Annotated in this window: 16 protein-coding genes; 5 read left to right on the top strand and 11 right to left on the bottom strand. The window is 69.9% G+C overall.

The features are described 5' to 3' along the window. Positions 1 to 93: 93 nt before the first annotated feature. Together AC6CCG_RS07685 and AC6CCG_RS07680 are read left to right on the top strand one after the other, a co-directional pair. Positions 94 to 1,467: an erythromycin esterase family protein gene (locus tag AC6CCG_RS07685; RefSeq protein WP_496653898.1), complete on the top strand. Its 1,374-nt coding sequence runs from the start codon at positions 94 to 96 to the stop codon at positions 1,465 to 1,467. A gap of 88 nt (positions 1,468 to 1,555) precedes the next feature. Next, positions 1,556 to 2,995, top strand: coding sequence for a hypothetical protein (locus AC6CCG_RS07680; protein WP_496653897.1), 1,440 nt, complete (start codon positions 1,556 to 1,558; stop codon positions 2,993 to 2,995). Between the two features lies 1 nt (position 2,996). Here AC6CCG_RS07680 and mutM read toward each other — a convergent pair whose 3' ends face one another. Genes mutM through AC6CCG_RS07660 form a run of 4 tightly spaced genes read right to left on the bottom strand, consistent with a single transcriptional unit; the run spans position 2,997 to position 5,452 of the window. Further along, positions 2,997 to 3,857 carry a bifunctional DNA-formamidopyrimidine glycosylase/DNA-(apurinic or apyrimidinic site) lyase gene (mutM, locus tag AC6CCG_RS07675; RefSeq protein WP_496653896.1) on the bottom strand — a complete coding sequence of 287 codons (861 nt, stop codon included), beginning with the start codon at positions 3,855 to 3,857 and terminating at the stop codon, positions 2,997 to 2,999. A 24-nt stretch (positions 3,858 to 3,881) separates the two neighbouring features. Beyond that, positions 3,882 to 4,592: a ribonuclease III gene (gene rnc / locus AC6CCG_RS07670; protein ID WP_496653895.1), complete on the bottom strand. Its 711-nt coding sequence runs from the start codon at positions 4,590 to 4,592 to the stop codon at positions 3,882 to 3,884. Between the two features lie 59 nt (positions 4,593 to 4,651). After that, positions 4,652 to 4,843: a 50S ribosomal protein L32 gene (gene rpmF / locus AC6CCG_RS07665; RefSeq protein ID WP_496653894.1), complete on the bottom strand. Its 192-nt coding sequence runs from the start codon at positions 4,841 to 4,843 to the stop codon at positions 4,652 to 4,654. Positions 4,844 to 4,879: 36 nt separating this feature from the next. Then, the gene (locus AC6CCG_RS07660; RefSeq protein WP_496653893.1) at positions 4,880 to 5,452 is read right to left on the bottom strand and encodes a YceD family protein; all 573 of its coding nucleotides are present in this window, start codon (positions 5,450 to 5,452) and stop codon (positions 4,880 to 4,882) included. 286 nt (positions 5,453 to 5,738) lie between these two features. On the opposite strand from AC6CCG_RS07660, the gene AC6CCG_RS07655 reads away from it, so the two are divergent. Continuing rightward, positions 5,739 to 6,731, top strand: coding sequence for a TerC/Alx family metal homeostasis membrane protein (locus AC6CCG_RS07655; RefSeq protein WP_496653892.1), 993 nt, complete (start codon positions 5,739 to 5,741; stop codon positions 6,729 to 6,731). A gap of 86 nt (positions 6,732 to 6,817) precedes the next feature. Here the strand turns inward: AC6CCG_RS07655 and AC6CCG_RS07650 are convergent, their stop codons facing one another. Next, positions 6,818 to 8,023 (bottom strand): MFS transporter, encoded by a 1,206-nt coding sequence (locus tag AC6CCG_RS07650; protein WP_496653891.1) that lies wholly within the window; start codon positions 8,021 to 8,023, stop codon positions 6,818 to 6,820. Between the two features lie 55 nt (positions 8,024 to 8,078). After that, complete coding sequence (locus AC6CCG_RS07645) at positions 8,079 to 8,558, bottom strand: nucleoside deaminase (RefSeq protein WP_496653890.1); 480 nt, start codon at positions 8,556 to 8,558, stop codon at positions 8,079 to 8,081. 64 nt (positions 8,559 to 8,622) lie between these two features. On the opposite strand from AC6CCG_RS07645, the gene AC6CCG_RS07640 reads away from it, so the two are divergent. Together AC6CCG_RS07640 and AC6CCG_RS07635 are read left to right on the top strand one after the other, a co-directional pair. Further along, on the top strand, positions 8,623 to 9,075 hold the full coding sequence (locus AC6CCG_RS07640) for a MarR family winged helix-turn-helix transcriptional regulator (RefSeq protein WP_496653889.1): 453 nt from the start codon (positions 8,623 to 8,625) through the stop codon (positions 9,073 to 9,075). Positions 9,076 to 9,077: 2 nt separating this feature from the next. Next, complete coding sequence (locus AC6CCG_RS07635; protein WP_496653888.1) at positions 9,078 to 9,500, top strand: ester cyclase; 423 nt, start codon at positions 9,078 to 9,080, stop codon at positions 9,498 to 9,500. Positions 9,501 to 9,522: 22 nt separating this feature from the next. Here the strand turns inward: AC6CCG_RS07635 and AC6CCG_RS07630 are convergent, their stop codons facing one another. The 5 genes from AC6CCG_RS07630 to AC6CCG_RS07610 form a co-directional block, all read right to left on the bottom strand. Beyond that, positions 9,523 to 10,041 (bottom strand): ATP synthase subunit B family protein, encoded by a 519-nt coding sequence (locus AC6CCG_RS07630; protein ID WP_496653887.1) that lies wholly within the window; start codon positions 10,039 to 10,041, stop codon positions 9,523 to 9,525. Positions 10,042 to 10,151: 110 nt separating this feature from the next. Next, positions 10,152 to 10,616 carry a pantetheine-phosphate adenylyltransferase gene (gene coaD / locus AC6CCG_RS07625; protein WP_496653886.1) on the bottom strand — a complete coding sequence of 155 codons (465 nt, stop codon included), beginning with the start codon at positions 10,614 to 10,616 and terminating at the stop codon, positions 10,152 to 10,154. A gap of 5 nt (positions 10,617 to 10,621) precedes the next feature. Then, entirely contained in the window at positions 10,622 to 11,209 is a 588-nt protein-coding gene (rsmD, locus tag AC6CCG_RS07620) for a 16S rRNA (guanine(966)-N(2))-methyltransferase RsmD (RefSeq protein WP_496653885.1), read from the bottom strand. Continuing rightward, positions 11,206 to 13,446 carry an ATP-dependent DNA helicase RecG gene (locus AC6CCG_RS07615; RefSeq protein WP_496653884.1) on the bottom strand — a complete coding sequence of 747 codons (2,241 nt, stop codon included), beginning with the start codon at positions 13,444 to 13,446 and terminating at the stop codon, positions 11,206 to 11,208. Before AC6CCG_RS07615 ends, rsmD begins: the two co-directional genes overlap by 4 nt. Beyond that, a complete protein-coding gene (locus tag AC6CCG_RS07610; protein ID WP_496653883.1) occupies positions 13,443 to 14,936 on the bottom strand; it encodes a DAK2 domain-containing protein in 1,494 nt (497 codons plus the stop codon). Before AC6CCG_RS07610 ends, AC6CCG_RS07615 begins: the two co-directional genes overlap by 4 nt. Positions 14,937 to 15,059 lie beyond the last annotated feature (123 nt).

Raw genomic sequence — 15,059 nt, 5'->3', positions numbered from 1 at the left:
GACGTAGCCGGAATCGGCTCCGGCACCGATGTGCCGGAGCCGGCAACGGACCAGGATGGCCGGTGTCGTCATCACCGAGGGGGAGCACCGACCATGATCACCAACGACCGTCCGACCGCGCTGACCAAGATCAGCCGACGGAGCCTGATCGCCGTGGCGGCGGGAGCGACCGTCGCCGCCGCGGCGCCGGGGTCCGCCTTCGCCGAGCCGCGGGCCGCCGGCGGCGACGCCGTCCAGCGCTGGATCCGGGAGGAGGCCGTCCGGCTGCGCACCGTCGATCCGGAGGCGCCGCTCGATGATCTTCGCCTGCTGCCCCGGCTGACCCGCGGCGCGACCCTGGTCGGCCTCGGCGAACACGGCCACAACTTCGCCGAGGTGACCGCGCTGAAGCACCGGGTGCTGCGCCGGCTGATCGAGCGGCAGAGCTTCCGCACCGTGTTCTGGGAGGAGGACTGGTCGCTCTGCCTGCTGATCGACCGGCACCTGCAGACCGGCGAGGGCGACCTGGTCGCCCTGGTCAACCAGATGAGCGGAGCCTGGCGGAACCAACAGGTCGTCGACCTGCTGCGGTGGCTGCGCCGGCACAACCTCCGGCATCGGAATGATCGAGTACGGTTCGTCGGCGCCGAACACTACGCGACCCTGCCGTTCGTCTACACCGAGCTGAAGGCCTATCTGGCGAAGGTCGCGCCCGAGCACCGGTCCGAGGTCGCCGAGTTGATCAAGTTCCTGATCCCCGACTGCAGCAAGACCGACGACCCCAACTGCACGTCGATCGGACAGTACGCCTTCTGGTACTTCCGGAAGGTCCAGGACAAGGAGCCGTTCCTGACCCGAGCCGCCCGGCTGCGCGAGATCGTCGACGCCCTGCCCGATCGCCCCGGTGATCTTCGGCGCGAACTGGCCGGCCAAGCGGCCCGGCAGATCGAGAAGTTCTACCTGCACTACAGCTTCGACGAACCGGACATCCCGAGCTACCGTGACGCCGGCTCGGCCCGGACGATCCGCTGGTGGCACGACCTGTCGAAGACCAAGGCGGTCTACTGGGCGGCCACCGCGCACACCTCACGCGCCGCCGAGATCTCGCTCTCCGGCGGCTACGCGATCACCTTCAAGCCCGCCGGTTCGCACCTGGCCGGCTGGTACGGCGACCGCTACCGAGTGATCGGCGCCGGGTTCCACCACGGCACGTACCGGACCGAGGAGGGCCCCGTCGTGGACGTACCGGTACCCAAGCCCGACTGGTACGACCACCCCTTCACCGGTCTTGATCACGAACAGTCCGTCCTCGACCTGCGCGGCCGGGCTCCGGCCGCGGTCCGGGACTGGCTCACGGCCTCCATGCTGGCCCGCGGCTACCCGGAACTGGGCTATGCATCTCAGGCGACCGGCGGCACCCTCGCCGAGTGGTTCGACGTGATCATCCATCGCCGCCAGGTCTCCCCCACCGACCTGATCACCGCCTGACCCGATACCGATCCGCGCATGGGCCCATAAGGATCCCGCCCCGTTGCCGGCCGTCGGCCAGGACTGTTGATCACTACGGTGAGGTCACATGTCCGAGCACGACGAACCGGCCGAGCGCCGGGCCACGGTCCGCGCTGTCGCGCTTCAGGTCGGCCTGGTCGCCCTGATGTCCCTGGGGTTCGTGGGGATCTACCTCAGGCACACGCTGGGCGGAGTGATCACCATGATCATCCTGAGCGGGCTGTTGGTCGTGCTCATCGTGCTGATCGCCGTCAACCATGTCGTCCACCCCATTCTCGTCCGGGCGGTCACGATCGGCATCGCCCTTCTGGTGACCGTCGTCATCGCCGTTCCGCTGCTGCAGCGACAGGCCGAGCTCAACGGCTCCGGCATCGTCTGGCAGGCCGACCCGGCGATCGGCGACGGACTCCAGCCGTATGCCGTGGTCGGCGATGCGGTGGTCCTCCAGGACGGCGCACGGCTGGTGTTCCTCGACCTCGCCGACGGCCACCTGCGCGGCACCGTGCCGAAGCGGTCGGACGCCGCCCGTCTGTCCGTCGCCGGGGACCGGCTACTGGTCACGACGGGTGAGCAGTACCAGCTCTACGACGACTCGGCACGACCGTTGTGGCCGGAGTCGATCATCGCCGATGCCGACCTGGCCGCGGCCGGTGACGTGGTCGTACTCCAGAGACACTGCGGCGCCTACGCCGAGTGTGCGTTCGGCTTCGACCTGGAGGGCAAGGAGGTCTGGCAGCGAGAGGTCGCGGCGTACCTTCCCTTCTCGGAGTCGATCCGGCTGCCCGAGCGGATCGTCTCCCAAGATCGGGCCGACAACGGCGAATGGACCATCCTGAATGCCGGTGACGGCCGGAGCGAGGGGGTGATCAAGGGGGACTACGCCTTTGCGACCGGACCGGACGTGAACGCCTTCACCATGAACGAGAACCGTTGCACGGTCCATGGTCAGGACCGTCCGCCGGGCGAGCCCTTCAGCTGCGGCGACCGGCTGACCATGCGCTGGCTCGACGAACAACTCCTGGCCGTCGAGGGGGCGGAGGGCGGGGCCACGATCGTCCGGCTCGATCGATCGGGCGGCCAGCTCACCCAAGCGGACTCGTCGACCGCCTACGGCCATCGGAGCCGGGTCCAGGTCGGCCGGCTCGGTTGGGCCCGCCTGTCCGACCGGGTGCTCGAGTTCGGCGACTGGCCGTCCGGCCTCCGGTCCGCCGATCGGCACACCGACCCGCTGCCGATCGAACCGGACGGAGTCACGGACTGGGCGTCGATCACCGTCGAGGGCGGCACGGTCGTGGTCAGCGGCTCAGCCCGGCCCACGCACACTGTGGACACCCAGGAGCAGCAACTGATCGTCTTCGACTTCGCGAGCGGCAGACAGACCGCCCAGCTCCGGCTGCCCGACGCCACAGCGAGGGGTCCGCGAGACACCATCCTGAGCACCGGCCCCGGTCAGGCGCTGATCTGCCTCCCCGACCGCCCGCCGATGCTGATCGGCCGGCCGTCCTGAGTCAGGCCGTGTTGCTGATCAGCCGCGGCGTCGGCTGGCAGCGCGGGCAGCGGAAGGAGGAGCGGTTCATGAACGGCTCGCGCTTGATCGGCCGGCCGCAGCGGAGGCACGGCAGGCCCTCGCGCCCGTAGACGGCGAGGGCTCGCTCGAAGTAGCCGCTGCTGCCGTTCACGTTGACGTACAGGGAATCGAAGGAGGTGCCGCCCTCGCCGAGAGCCTCCCGCATCACCTCGGTCGCCGCCATGATCACGCCGGCGGCGGCCTTGCGGGTCAGTCGGTCGGCGGGCTTGGCGTAGTGCAGCCGGCTCCGCCAGAGCGCCTCGTCGGCGTAGATGTTGCCGATGCCGGAGATCAACTCCTGGTCCAGCAGCGCGCGCTTCACCCCGCTCCGCTTCCGGCGCATCCTGGCCACGGTCTGACCAAGATCGAATTCTGGATCGAACGGGTCGCGGGCGATGTGGGCCACCTCGGCGGGGAGCTCGGCACCGTCCGGGGACAGGCTCAGACCGCCGAACATCCGCTGGTCGACGAAGCGCAACTCCGGCCCGCCGTCGGCGAAGACGAACCTGATCCGGGTGTTCGGCGGATCGGGCAGCGTCGCCTCGTCGGATCGGAACTGGCCGCTCATCCCGAGATGGGCCAGCAGTGCGTCGCCGTCCTCGAACGGGAGCCACAGATACTTGCCGCGACGGCGCGGCTCGGCGAACCGGCGGCCGGTGAGCTGGGCGGCGAAGTCGGCCGGGCCGGCCAGGTGACGGCGGACCGGGCGTTCGTGCAGGACGTCGACGTGAGTGATCGTCCGGCCGCGTACCGCGGTGGACAGGCCGCGCCGGACGACCTCGACCTCGGGAAGCTCGGGCATGGGTGTGGAGCCTGGCGACGGAACTCAGTCGGCGGCGACGACCCCGCCGACGCCGTCGGTCGCCGGGTCCGCCTCGGCCTGGGTCAGTTTCAGCCGGGCCGTGACCGCCTCGAACGCGACCGAGGCCGCGTTCTGCTCGGCTTCCTTCTTGTTCCGGCCGGCCCCGGGCCCGAAGCGCTCCTCGCCGAGCACCACCCGGGCCTCGAACGACTTCGCGTGGTCCGGGCCGGACTCGCTGATCTCGTAGCTGGGTACGCCGAGGTTCGACAGCGACGCGATCTCCTGCAGGCTGGTCTTCCAGTCCAGCCCGGCACCGCGGGTCGCCGCCTCGGCCATCAGGTCGTCGAACAGGTGATGGATGAACCGCGCCGCGGCCTCGATCCCGTGCCCCAGGAAGACGGCACCGATCACCGCCTCCATCGTGTCGGCCAGGATGGAGGACTTGTCGCGACCGCCCGTCGACTCCTCGCCACGGCCCAGGTAGACGGCCGACCCGAGATCGAGCTCCCGCGCGATCTCGGCCAGCGTCGTGGCCCGGACGACCGCCGAGCGCAGCTTCGCCAGCTGCCCCTCGGACTGATCCGGATGGGTCAGGTAGAGATGCTCGGTGACGACCAGGCTGAGCACGGCGTCGCCGAGGAACTCCAGCCGCTCGTTGGTCGGCAGGCCACCCTTCTCGTACGCGTACGAACGATGGGTGAGGGCGAGGTCCAGCAGCTCGGGATGCACCGGCATCTCGAGCTGGTCAAGAAGCTCCCGGACAGGTCGTTGGTCGGGGGCCGCCGCTGACTCGGTCAGGACGCGAGCACCTGACGACGGGCTGCGCGCGGTCCGTACTGACCGCAGGCCGGGCAGGCCACGTGCGGCAGGTGCTTCTCGCGGCAGGCCGGGTTCGCACAGGTCACCAGGGTCGGCAGCTTGGCCTTCCACTGGGACCGGCGGTGCCGGGTGTTGCTGCGGGACATTCTCCGCTTGGGAACGGCCACGAATCTTCTCCTTGCCCTTGGCCCGGAAGCTCCGGGTCACCTGTCCTTGCTCTGCTCCTGCTCGTCCGACTCGAGTGCGAGCCCTGCGATCGCCGCCCACCGCGGGTCCACCGGCGCTTCGTGCCCGTGGTCCGGGTCGTCGTTGAGGTTGGCGCCACAGGTGGCGCACAACCCCTCGCAGTCGTCTCGGCACAGCGGCCGGTACGGCAGGTCGAGCACCACCTGGTCGCGGAGGATCGGCTCCAGGTCGAGCAGGTCGCCCTGAAGACGGCTGGCCTCGTCGGCTTCCGCGTCGCTGCCGGGGTAGACGTACAGCTCCTGGAGGTCGACGGTCAGGTCACGACTGACCTCCCCCAGGCACCGCACGCACTCTCCGCGCAGCTGGACCACCGCGGTTCCGGTGACCAGCACCCCTTCGACGACCGATTCCAGACGTACGTCCAGGTCGACCTCAGACTCGGGTGGCACTCCGATCACGGCAAGGCCAAGACCCGTCGGGGCCGGGACGGCCTTCTGCACGTGGCGGCTCGCCCCCGGCCGGCGTCCCAGCTCGTGGGTGTCCAGCACCAGTTCGGACCGTGGATCCAGCCCGTGTTGCGCCGAATCCATGCAGAATTCCTTCCCAACTCAGACGGCCCCAGGCAGAGCTGTGACCGACCAGACACCTTACCTGCTCTGCCCGCAATTCCGGTAATCGTCGCGTCGCGGTGCGAGCGACCCTTCGGGACACCCTAGACTGTGCCTTCCTGAAGGGGAGTATCCCAGTTCGTCGCGATCGTCATGACGGGTTCCGCCGCCGCAACCCCGGTCGCGGCCGCGGGCCCGCCGGAGAGATCCGGGCGGGGGCTGCGCGGGAGAGACGTTCGGGTCCGTTCCGTCCACCCGAAAGGTTCCTGTGGAACTCACCATCCCGCTCTGGTTCGAGATCGGCACCTACGTCGTACTGGCCCTGATCCTCACCTTCGACATCGTGCTGGCGTTCCGGCGACCGCACATCCCGTCGACCCGGGAGTCGGCACTCTGGATCACGTTCTACGTGGTGCTCGCGCTGGTCTTCGCGGGCTCCCTGCTGCCGCTCGGAGACGCCGAGCACGCCGGTCAGTTCGTCGCCGGCTGGCTGACCGAGTACAGCCTCTCGATCGACAACCTGTTCGTGTTCCTGATCATCATGGCCAGGTTCTCGGTGCCGAGGCAGTACCAGCAGGAACTGCTGATGGTCGGCATCATCCTGGCGCTCGTCTTCCGCGGCGCCTTCATCCTGCTCGGCGCGACGCTGATCTCGAACTTCAGCTGGATCTTCTACATCTTCGGCCTGTTCCTGATCTACACCGCGATCAACCAGGCGGTCGCCAAACACGACGACGAGTCCGAGAACCCCTTGATCAGGATCCTGCGCCGGCGGATCCCGATCACCGATGAGTACGACGGTGCCCGACTCAGGACCACGGTACGGGGACGCCGCGTGTTCACGCCGGTGATCATCGTCCTGATCGCGCTGGGCACCACCGACCTCGTCTTCGCGGTCGACTCGATCCCGGCGATCTTCGGCATCACGACCGAGCCGTTCCTGGTCTTCACCGCCAACGTGTTCGCCCTGATGGGGCTGCGGCAGCTGTACTTCCTGCTCGGCGATCTGGTCGAGAAGCTGGTCTTCCTCAAGTACGGGATCGCCGCCATCCTCGCCTTCATCGGCGTGAAGCTGTTCCTGCACGCCCTGCACGAGAACGAACTCCCCTTCATCAACGGGGGCCAGCACGTCGCCTGGGCCCCCGAGATCGGCACCTTCGTCTCGCTCGGCGTGATCGTCGGCGCGATGGCCGTCGCCGTGATCGCGAGCCTGATCAAGCTCCGCCTCGACGCCCGCCGAGAGTCCGACGCCCTGCGCTGACCCCGTCGCGAATGTCCCTCGCTGAAGTGCAGTCTGCGCGCTTCTCGAGGTTTTCATCCGACTCGAGGGACATTCGCGACCACCCCTCACCGCAACGGGCGAAGAGCCCACCAGCCGATCACGGCGGCGGCGAGGAGGAGTGGGACGCCGAGCAGGAACGGGGCGTGTAGTCCCACGCGCTGGGCGATGATCCCTCCGAGCAGTGCACCCAGGATCGAGGCGGCTGTGATGACGGTTCCGTTCAGGCTGCTGATTCGGCCCAACATCTCCAGAGGTGTCCGGCGCTGGATCAGAGTACGGGCAGCGACGTTCCAGACGGCGAAGACCAGGCTGCTGGTGGCCAGAACGAACGCGGTGACGGCGGCACTGCTGGTCGCACCGAGAGCGAGTTGCCCGGCGGCGGCAACGAGAAGACTGCCCACGATGGTCCATCTCAGACCTAGAGCACGACCGATCCCCGACGCCAGTAGCCCGCCGGCAAGCCCACCGAGAGCGCCTACGGCCAACATGATCCCCAAGGTGAAATCGGGCAAGCCGAGAACCTGGCGGAGATAGAGCACCAGAAGCGTGAACCAGGCACTGTCGGTCATCGCCAGGGCGACACTGGTCGCGGCGACAGCCAGGACTTGCCGCCGCTTGATCAACCACCCGAGTCCCGCCCTCAGATCTGCGATCGGGCTCGATGACGGCGCCTCGCCGCTGCGAGAAGTCCTCGGTTGCACCATCGCCGGGATCGAAGCCACCAAAGCCGCTGCGATGGCCAAAGTGCCGCCGTTGATCGCAAACGGCAGGGCGACCGCAATGCCGAACAGGTATCCACCCAGCGGTGGCCCGACGAATTCGTTGCCAGCAATCTCGGCCGTGACCATCCGACCGTTCGCTCGGTCGAGTTGATCTTTGCCGACGACCGAAGGCAACAGGGTTCCTACGGTGGTATCGCGCAGAACCGATGCCAGGCCGGAGGCGAACACCACGCCATAGACCGCCCAGATCGTGGCGTGGCCCGTCGCGATGATCACCACGAGACCGAGCAACAGTGCGGTCCGGACAACATCCATCGCGAAGACCAGCGCCCGGCGATTGATGCGATCAGCGACGACACCGGCGACCGGCCCGAACAGCAGCCCAGGCAGCCCACCCGCGACTGCGACGCCGGTGACCAGAACCGGACTGGAGGTCAGGCTCGCCGCGAGCAGCGGAAAGGCCGCGGCACGAATTCCGTCCCCGAGGTTCGACAGCGCCGTCGCGGACCACAACCTGGCGTAGACCGGCCCCAGCGGAACGGCAGACATCCGGACTCCCTGTTAGCACTCTCCCATGAGGAGTGCTAACACTATCCGGTTGACCTCAGCGCCGGAACCGGCGCGCATAGAGATCTTTCATGGCGGCTTCGAAGCGTGGGGCCGGGCCGTCGACCACGAGGTACGGGGCGACCGCGTTGATCGGGAGCGGCGCCACCGGCCCGGCGGGCAGGCCCCACTCGGAGCGCCAGCGGGTCAGCTGGGCCGACGAGGCCGCGTAGACGATGCGGCCCAGCCCGACCCAGGCGTGGGCGGCGGCGCACATCGGGCAGTGCTCGCCGGAGGTGTAGACGGTCGCGGCGGCCCGGGCCTCGGGGTCGAGGTTGGCCACCGCCCACCGTGCCGCCGCGAACTCCGGATGCCAGGTCTGGTCACCGCCCTGGACCTCGTTGTGCCCCTCGAAGAGCACCCTGGCGCCGCGGTCGACCAGGACGGACCCGAAGGGTTCGTCACCACCGTCCAGGGCGATCCGGGCCAGCGCGACGCAGCGCTCGAGATGCTGGAGATCTTCCTCGGAGACGGCCATGCCCGGCAGTCTAGAGAACCACTACGATTATTGAGCTCAGGTAATAGTGAACTATACTCACGATATGGCGAGCCCAACCGAACTCCTTGATCAACTGCTGGCCTTGTCGATCATGATCGACAAGGATTTGACGGCCACGCTGGGGAAGGACGGACTGACCCTGGCCAGGACCCACCTGTTGTGGGAACTGCATCGCTCCGGCCCGGTCACGCAGCAGACGCTGGCGGCCGTCCTGGACGTCAGCCCGCGCAACGTCACCGCACTGGTGGACGGGCTGGTGGCCAGCGGTCACGTGACCCGGGACCGGCATCCGGAGGACCGGCGCGCGTTCCTGATCACGCTGACCGAGCAGGGCACGGCGGCGATGGCCGCGATGGCCGTACAGCACGAGGAGTTCGCGGAAGCCCTGTTCGGCCCGATCCCGGCCAGGGATCGAGCCGCCACGGCACGGGCCCTCGGTCACGCGAGGACCCGGCTCGCCGCCCTGATGGAGGAACACCACGGAGAGGGAAGTTGATCATGACCACGACGACGACCGACCGCAACGCCGAGCTGCTCCGGCAGGCCTTCGACCACCTGAACGCACGGGACTTCGAGGCCTGCAACGCGCTGATGATCGAGGACTTCGCGATCAACATCGCCGGTGCGCCGAGCCCCCGATTCGGGCTGGACACCTGGCGGCAAGGGATCGAGGTGGCGATGCAGGCGTTCCCCGACCTCCGCGCCGAGGTCAAGGACTGCTTCGCCGCCGGTGACCGGGTGGCCGTCCGACTGGTCTTCCACGGAACCCACACCGGTGAGTTCCTGGGGATTCCGCCGACCGGGCGCACGGTCAGCTACGACAGCAACGAGATCTACCGGGTGGTCGACGGCAAGATCGTCGAGGAGTGGATCTGCTCGGACCTGGCCAGCCTGATGCGCCAGCTCACCGCGTCCGAGTAAGGGATCGAAGGGGGACGGGCGGTCAGCCGGCGCTCTGGATCCGCGGCATCTGCATGGTCAGCTGCGTCTCTTCGGCGTCCAGATCGCTGCGCTCGGCCAGCCGGAGCCGGGCGGTCTTCACCTGGCTGGTGGTCTTGTGCAGGACGGACTCGAAGCTGGCCATTCTGGAGTCGATGAAGCCGTCCGTCTCCCGGCGGAGTGCGGCCGCCTCGTTCTCGGCCTCGGTCCGGATCCGCTCGGCGGTCTCCTGGGCGACCCGCACGATCTCGCTGTGCTGAGCGAGTTCGAGGGCCTTCTCCCGGGCGTCCCGGATCATCCGGGCCGCTTCCGCCTCACCCTCGGCGATCTTGGCGTGGGACGCGTCGATGACGGCCTGCGCCTCCTCGATCTCGTCCGGAAGGTGTTCGATGACGTCGTCGATGGCACCCAGCACCTCGCCGCGGTTGATCACGCAGGACGCCGACATCGGCATCGCCCGGGCCTGGGCGATCATCTCCCGCAGCAGAGTGAGTTTCTCCTCCACCGTCTCTCGATCAGCCATGATCCCCCTTGCTCGCTTTCGACAAATGACCACTCAACATGCAAACGAGCAGAGTCCCCCGACTCGTGCCCAACTGTGATGGTACGCCCGTTTCGGCCGGGTCGCGCCATTCACGCCAACCGGTCGATCACCGGCTGTGGCACGAACGCCGTCACGTCACCACCGTAGCCGGAGATCTCCCGGACCAGGGACGACGAGACGAACGACCACTCGGGGGCCGACGGCAGCAGCACGGTCTCGACTCCGGTGAGCCGGCGGTTCATCTGGGCCATCGGGAACTCGTAGGAGGCATCGTCGGCGGTACGGACACCCTTGACGATCGTGCCGATCCCGCGCTGCCGGCACAGGTCGACCAGCAGCCCGGAGAACTGGATCGCCTCGACGTTGGGCAGCTCCTGGCAGGACTCGGCGACGAGGTCGACCCGCTCCTCGACGGTGAACCGGCCCTTCTTGGCCGGGTTGTGCCCGATCGCCACGATCACCTCGTCGAACATCCCGGCCGCCCGGCCGATGACGTCGAGATGCCCGAGCGTGATCGGGTCGTAGGAACCGGGGCAGACCGCGCGACGTACCACGATCCTCACGCTACCGGTCGGCTGAAGGTGGTCAGTACGGTCTCGCCGTAGCGTCGCGTCCCGACCTCGGTGTACGGCGAGGGCGGGGTGAGGTCGGGTGACCGCCGGGACCGCTCGGCCACGATCAGCCCGTCCTCGGCGACCCAGCCGTTGCCGACCAGGTCGGCCAGCACGCCGGAGAGGTCCGGGCTGCCGAGTTCGTACGGCGGATCGATGAAGACGAGGTCGTACGCCAGCGGCGCCGGACCCTTGACGATCTGCTCGACCCGGCCGGCCCGGACCGATGCGCGGGCGCCGAGGGCGGCGATGTTGGGCCGGATCACGCCGCGCACGGTCCGCTGATCGGCCTCGACCAGCAGCACCGGGTCGGCGCCGCGGGAGGCCGCCTCGAGCCCGACCGCGCCGGAGCCCGCGTACAGATCGAGGAAGGAGAGCCCGGCCAGCGACTCGCCCGCGTCGCCGCCGGCGCCGGCCCAGGACGCGAGCATCGCGAACAACGCCTCCCGCACCCGGTCCGTGGTCGGACGGGTCCGTTCGCCGACGGGCAGCTTGAGCCGGCGGCCGCCGTACCGTCCGGCGACGATCCGGCTCACGTACGGTCCAGCCAGTCGCCGGCGGCGCGCCGCTCGACCTGGGCGACCAGATCGGCCAGGCCCGGCTGCTTCAGCTCGGGGTCCTTGGCCAGTTCCCGTTCGGCCAGTTCGCGGGCCCGCTCGATCAGGTCGCGGTCGTCCAGCACCCGGAGCAGGCGCAGGCTGGACCGCACGCCGGACTGGCTGGCACCGAGCACGTCGCCCTCGCGGCGTTGCTCGAGGTCGATCTGGGCCAGCTCGAAGCCGTCCCTGGTCGCGGCCACCGCGGACAGCCGCTCCCGGGCGGTGGTGTCGGGCGGGGTCCGGGTCAGCAGCAGGCAGACGCCCGGGTGCTCGCCCCGGCCGATCCGGCCGCGCAGCTGGTGCAGCTGCGAGATGCCGAACCGGTCCGCGTCGCAGATCACCATCACCGACGCGTTCGGTACGTCCACGCCGACCTCGATCACCGTGGTCGAGACCAGCACATCCAGGTCGCCGGCCGCGAACGAGCGCATCGTCTCGTCCTTCTGGTCGGCCGGCTGCTGGCCGTGCAGCAGCCCGACCCGCAGGTCCTTGAGCGGGCCTGCGGTCAGCTCCTCGTACAGATCCTCGGCGGCGATCGCCGGCTCGGCGTCCTCGGGCGTCGGCAGGTCCTCCCCCGCTCGGCCGCTCTTGCTTTCGGCCGAGATCCGGGCGCAGACGATGAACGACTGCCGGCCGGCCGCGGCCTCCTCCACCACCCGCTGCCAGGCGCGGTCGACCCAGGCCGGCTTCGCCTTGGCGTCGACCAGGACCGTCGACACGTCGGCCCGCCCGGCCGGCACCTCGGTCAGCGTCGACACCTCCAGGTCGCCGAACACCGTCATCGCGACCGAGCGCGGGATCGGGGTCGCCGTGAGCACGAGCACGTGCGGCCGCAACTCCGCCTTCGCGGCCAGCGCGGCCCGCTGCTCGACGCCGAACCGGTGCTGCTCGTCGATCACCACCAGGCCGAGGTCGGCGAACTGGATCCGCTCGCTCAGCAGGGCGTGGGTGCCGACGACGATGCCGGCCTCGCCGGAGGCCGCGCGCAGCATCGCCTCCCGCTTCTGCGCGGCCGACATCGAGCCGGTGATCAACGCCACGTCGGTGCCGCCGGCCGCCCCGGCCAGCAGGCCGCCGCCGTGGGCCAGGTCGCCCAGTAGCTTGGTGATCGTCTGGTAGTGCTGGGCGGCCAGCACCTCGGTCGGCGCCAACAGCGCGGCCTGCCCGCCGGAGTCGATCACCGTGAGCATGGACCGCAGGGCGACCACGGTCTTGCCGGAACCGACCTCGCCCTGGAGCAGCCGCTGCATCGGGTAGGGCCGGCCCAGCTCCTCCATGATCACGTCGGAGACCTCGGTCTGCCCGGCGGTCAGCTGGTACGGCAGCCGGGCGTCGAACGCGTCCAGCAGTCCATCCGCCCGGCGCGGCCGCGGCGTCGCGCCGTGGGAGCGGGCGTCGGCGCGGCGGCGGGCCATGGCCAACTGCAGCGCGAACGCCTCGTCGAACTGGAGCCGGCGCCGGCCGTCTCCCGCCTCGGCCTTGGTGGTCGGCCGGTGCACCGCACGGTAGGCGTCGGCCAGGCCGATCACACCGGCCTCGAGCCGCAGCGCCGGCGGCAGCGGATCCTCGACGTCGTCCAGGAAGTCGAGCGCGACGCCCATCGTCGCGGCGATGGTCCAGGTCTGCAGCTTCGCCGTCTGCGGGTAGAGGCCGAGCAGCTTGGTCCCGGTCACCTTGGCCAGGTCGGCGTTGCGCTTCGCGCCGGCGATCACCGCACCGTTCTCGTCGATGATCACGAAGTCCGGGTGGGCCAATTGGAGCGCGCCGTTGAACTCGCGGACCTTGCCGGCGAAGATCCCGCGAGCACCCGGCTGCAGCACCCGTTGCCAGTGCATGATCAACGGCGGCTTGCCGAAGAAGGCGAGCTTGAGCCGGCCCTTCCGGTCGGTGATCGTCGCCTCCAGCCGTGGCTTCCGGGCCGAGTAGCCGGGCCCGCTGTCCAGGTTGTACGCCCGGGCGTCCAGCACCTCCGCGACAACGGCCACCTCCTCGCCCGGGGTGAGGGCGGACAGCTCGCTGAGCTCCGTACCGTCCATGTAGCGGCGCGGCAGGTGCATCAGCAGGTCGCCGACGGTGTTGATCTTGAGCTTCTCGAACGGCGTCGCCTTGCCGATCACCGACGACAGCTTCGTCTCCAGCCGGGCGAAGGTCTCGGTCTGCCACTCGTCGATCATGGTTCGACCCCGATCAGGAAGGCGTCGCCGCGATGACGCCCGGTCAGCAGTTCGACCTCGGCACCGGGATAGGCGGCCGCGATCCGGCGGCCGAGGTCGACCGACGCCGCGGACGGGTCCGCGATGATCGTGATCAACTCGGCCCGGTCGGCGGCCAGCCTGGTGATCATGGTCCAGGCGTCGTCGGCCGAACCCGCCGAACCGGTACGCACCCGGGAGGCCGCGGACCGCATCGCCGCGGCCGCCTCGGTCAGGTCTGCCGTCGGCTCGTGCACCGCCAGAGCGGACAAGGCCGGCACCGATCCTTGGCACCGGACCAACTCGACCCGGCGGTCCCGGTCACTCAGGTCGATCGCGGTCCGTGCCGCCGACTCGGCGGTTGCCGGCAGCACGATGATCGCCTCCGGCCCGGTGCGGGCCAGTTCGGCGGCGAGGCGGGCCGGCAGCGGTTCGGCCGGGTCGGGATCGTCGTACGGCAGCGGTTCGCCACCGTGGGCGCGGACCAGGTCGTCCTGGCCGGGGTCGTCGGTGATCACCAGCGGACGGCGAACCGGCGGGGTTGCCGGCCGGCCGAGCGGGGTGACCCGGAGTGCACTGACCGTGCCGGCGGCGAGGCCGGGCGCGACGGCCCGCGCCGGCCGGGTCAGGTGGGCATGGACCTTGGCCGTACGGCTCGACGCCGAAGGAGAACCGGCCCCGGTGGTCACGACGACCACGCTAGCGGCGAGCTCGGACAGTCGGATCCGGAGGCGGTCGAGGGCGGCCGGTTCGGCGCCGTCGAGCAGGTACATCACCTCGTACTCGCAGGTGTCGTCCGGACCCGCCGGCGGCGCGCCGCCGACCGCCGCGGGAGCGGGCAGCGGCTGGGCCGGTTCGCCGCCGAGGGTCTCGACCAGGGCCCGGAGCAGCAACAGGAACGCGAGTCCCCCGGCGTCGACGACCCCGGCCTCGCGCAGCACCGGCAGCTGGTCGGTGGTCCGGTCCAGGGCCTCGCTCGCGGCCCGTTCCGCGGCCCGTGCGACCGGCAGCGGAGCGCGCCCGGCCTCGGCCGCCGCAGCCGCGGCTTCGGTCGCGGCCGCGGCGACCGTCAGCACGGTGCCGCGGACCGGTTCCGCGACCGCGGCCGTCGCCATGGCGCCGGCCTCCCGCAACGTCGTCGCGAGCCAGCGCCCGCAGCTCTCGCCGGAGCCGAGGTACGGCAGCCGGCCGGCGGCGACGGCGATCATCTGGCCGATCACCGCGCCCGAGTTGCCGTGCGCCGACACCACCGCGGCACTGCCCAGCGCGTCCGGCCCGGCAGCAGCGGCCTCCACCACGGCGTTCAGGGTGAGCGTGACGTTGCTCCCGGTGTCGGCGTCCGGCGCCGGGAAGACGTTGATCGCATCGATTGCCGGCGCCGAGGCCGCGATCAGGTCCCGGGCACGGCGGAGCCAGGCGACCAGAGCGGCATAGGCCGGCTCTGGCACCATGGGCCGGGACGGGATGGACACGCTCCTCACCTTATTGAGCCTGCCGCGACCGTGGCGGCTTCCACGCAGGCGAGGACTCGATTCGCTCTGGCCTCGGGCGATCGGGTACGATTCAGCGGTTGCCCCGAGAGGGCCGATTGCTTC

Source organism: Microlunatus sp. YIM B11417 (assembly GCF_059617205.1).
This window is presented reverse-complemented; position numbering and strand designations above follow the sequence as displayed.

Bases quoted from the DNA above. Each gene is read 5' to 3' on its own strand.
- AC6CCG_RS07615 (WP_496653884.1), bottom strand. From the start codon at position 13,446: ATGATCGACGAGTGGCAGACCGAGACCTTCGCCCGGCTGGAGACGAAG.
- rnc (WP_496653895.1), bottom strand. From the start codon at position 4,592: ATGCCGGTGCATCCCGAGCTGCTGGACCTCGCCCTCACCCATCGTTCG.
- AC6CCG_RS07650 (WP_496653891.1), bottom strand. From the start codon at position 8,023: ATGTCTGCCGTTCCGCTGGGGCCGGTCTACGCCAGGTTGTGGTCCGCG.
- AC6CCG_RS07635 (WP_496653888.1), top strand. From the start codon at position 9,078: ATGACCACGACGACGACCGACCGCAACGCCGAGCTGCTCCGGCAGGCC.
- AC6CCG_RS07685 (WP_496653898.1), top strand. From the start codon at position 94: ATGATCACCAACGACCGTCCGACCGCGCTGACCAAGATCAGCCGACGG.
- AC6CCG_RS07630 (WP_496653887.1), bottom strand. From the start codon at position 10,041: ATGGCTGATCGAGAGACGGTGGAGGAGAAACTCACTCTGCTGCGGGAG.
- AC6CCG_RS07680 (WP_496653897.1), top strand. From the start codon at position 1,556: ATGTCCGAGCACGACGAACCGGCCGAGCGCCGGGCCACGGTCCGCGCT.
- AC6CCG_RS07660 (WP_496653893.1), bottom strand. From the start codon at position 5,452: ATGGATTCGGCGCAACACGGGCTGGATCCACGGTCCGAACTGGTGCTG.
- AC6CCG_RS07640 (WP_496653889.1), top strand. From the start codon at position 8,623: ATGGCGAGCCCAACCGAACTCCTTGATCAACTGCTGGCCTTGTCGATC.
- AC6CCG_RS07645 (WP_496653890.1), bottom strand. From the start codon at position 8,558: ATGGCCGTCTCCGAGGAAGATCTCCAGCATCTCGAGCGCTGCGTCGCG.
- mutM (WP_496653896.1), bottom strand. From the start codon at position 3,857: ATGCCCGAGCTTCCCGAGGTCGAGGTCGTCCGGCGCGGCCTGTCCACC.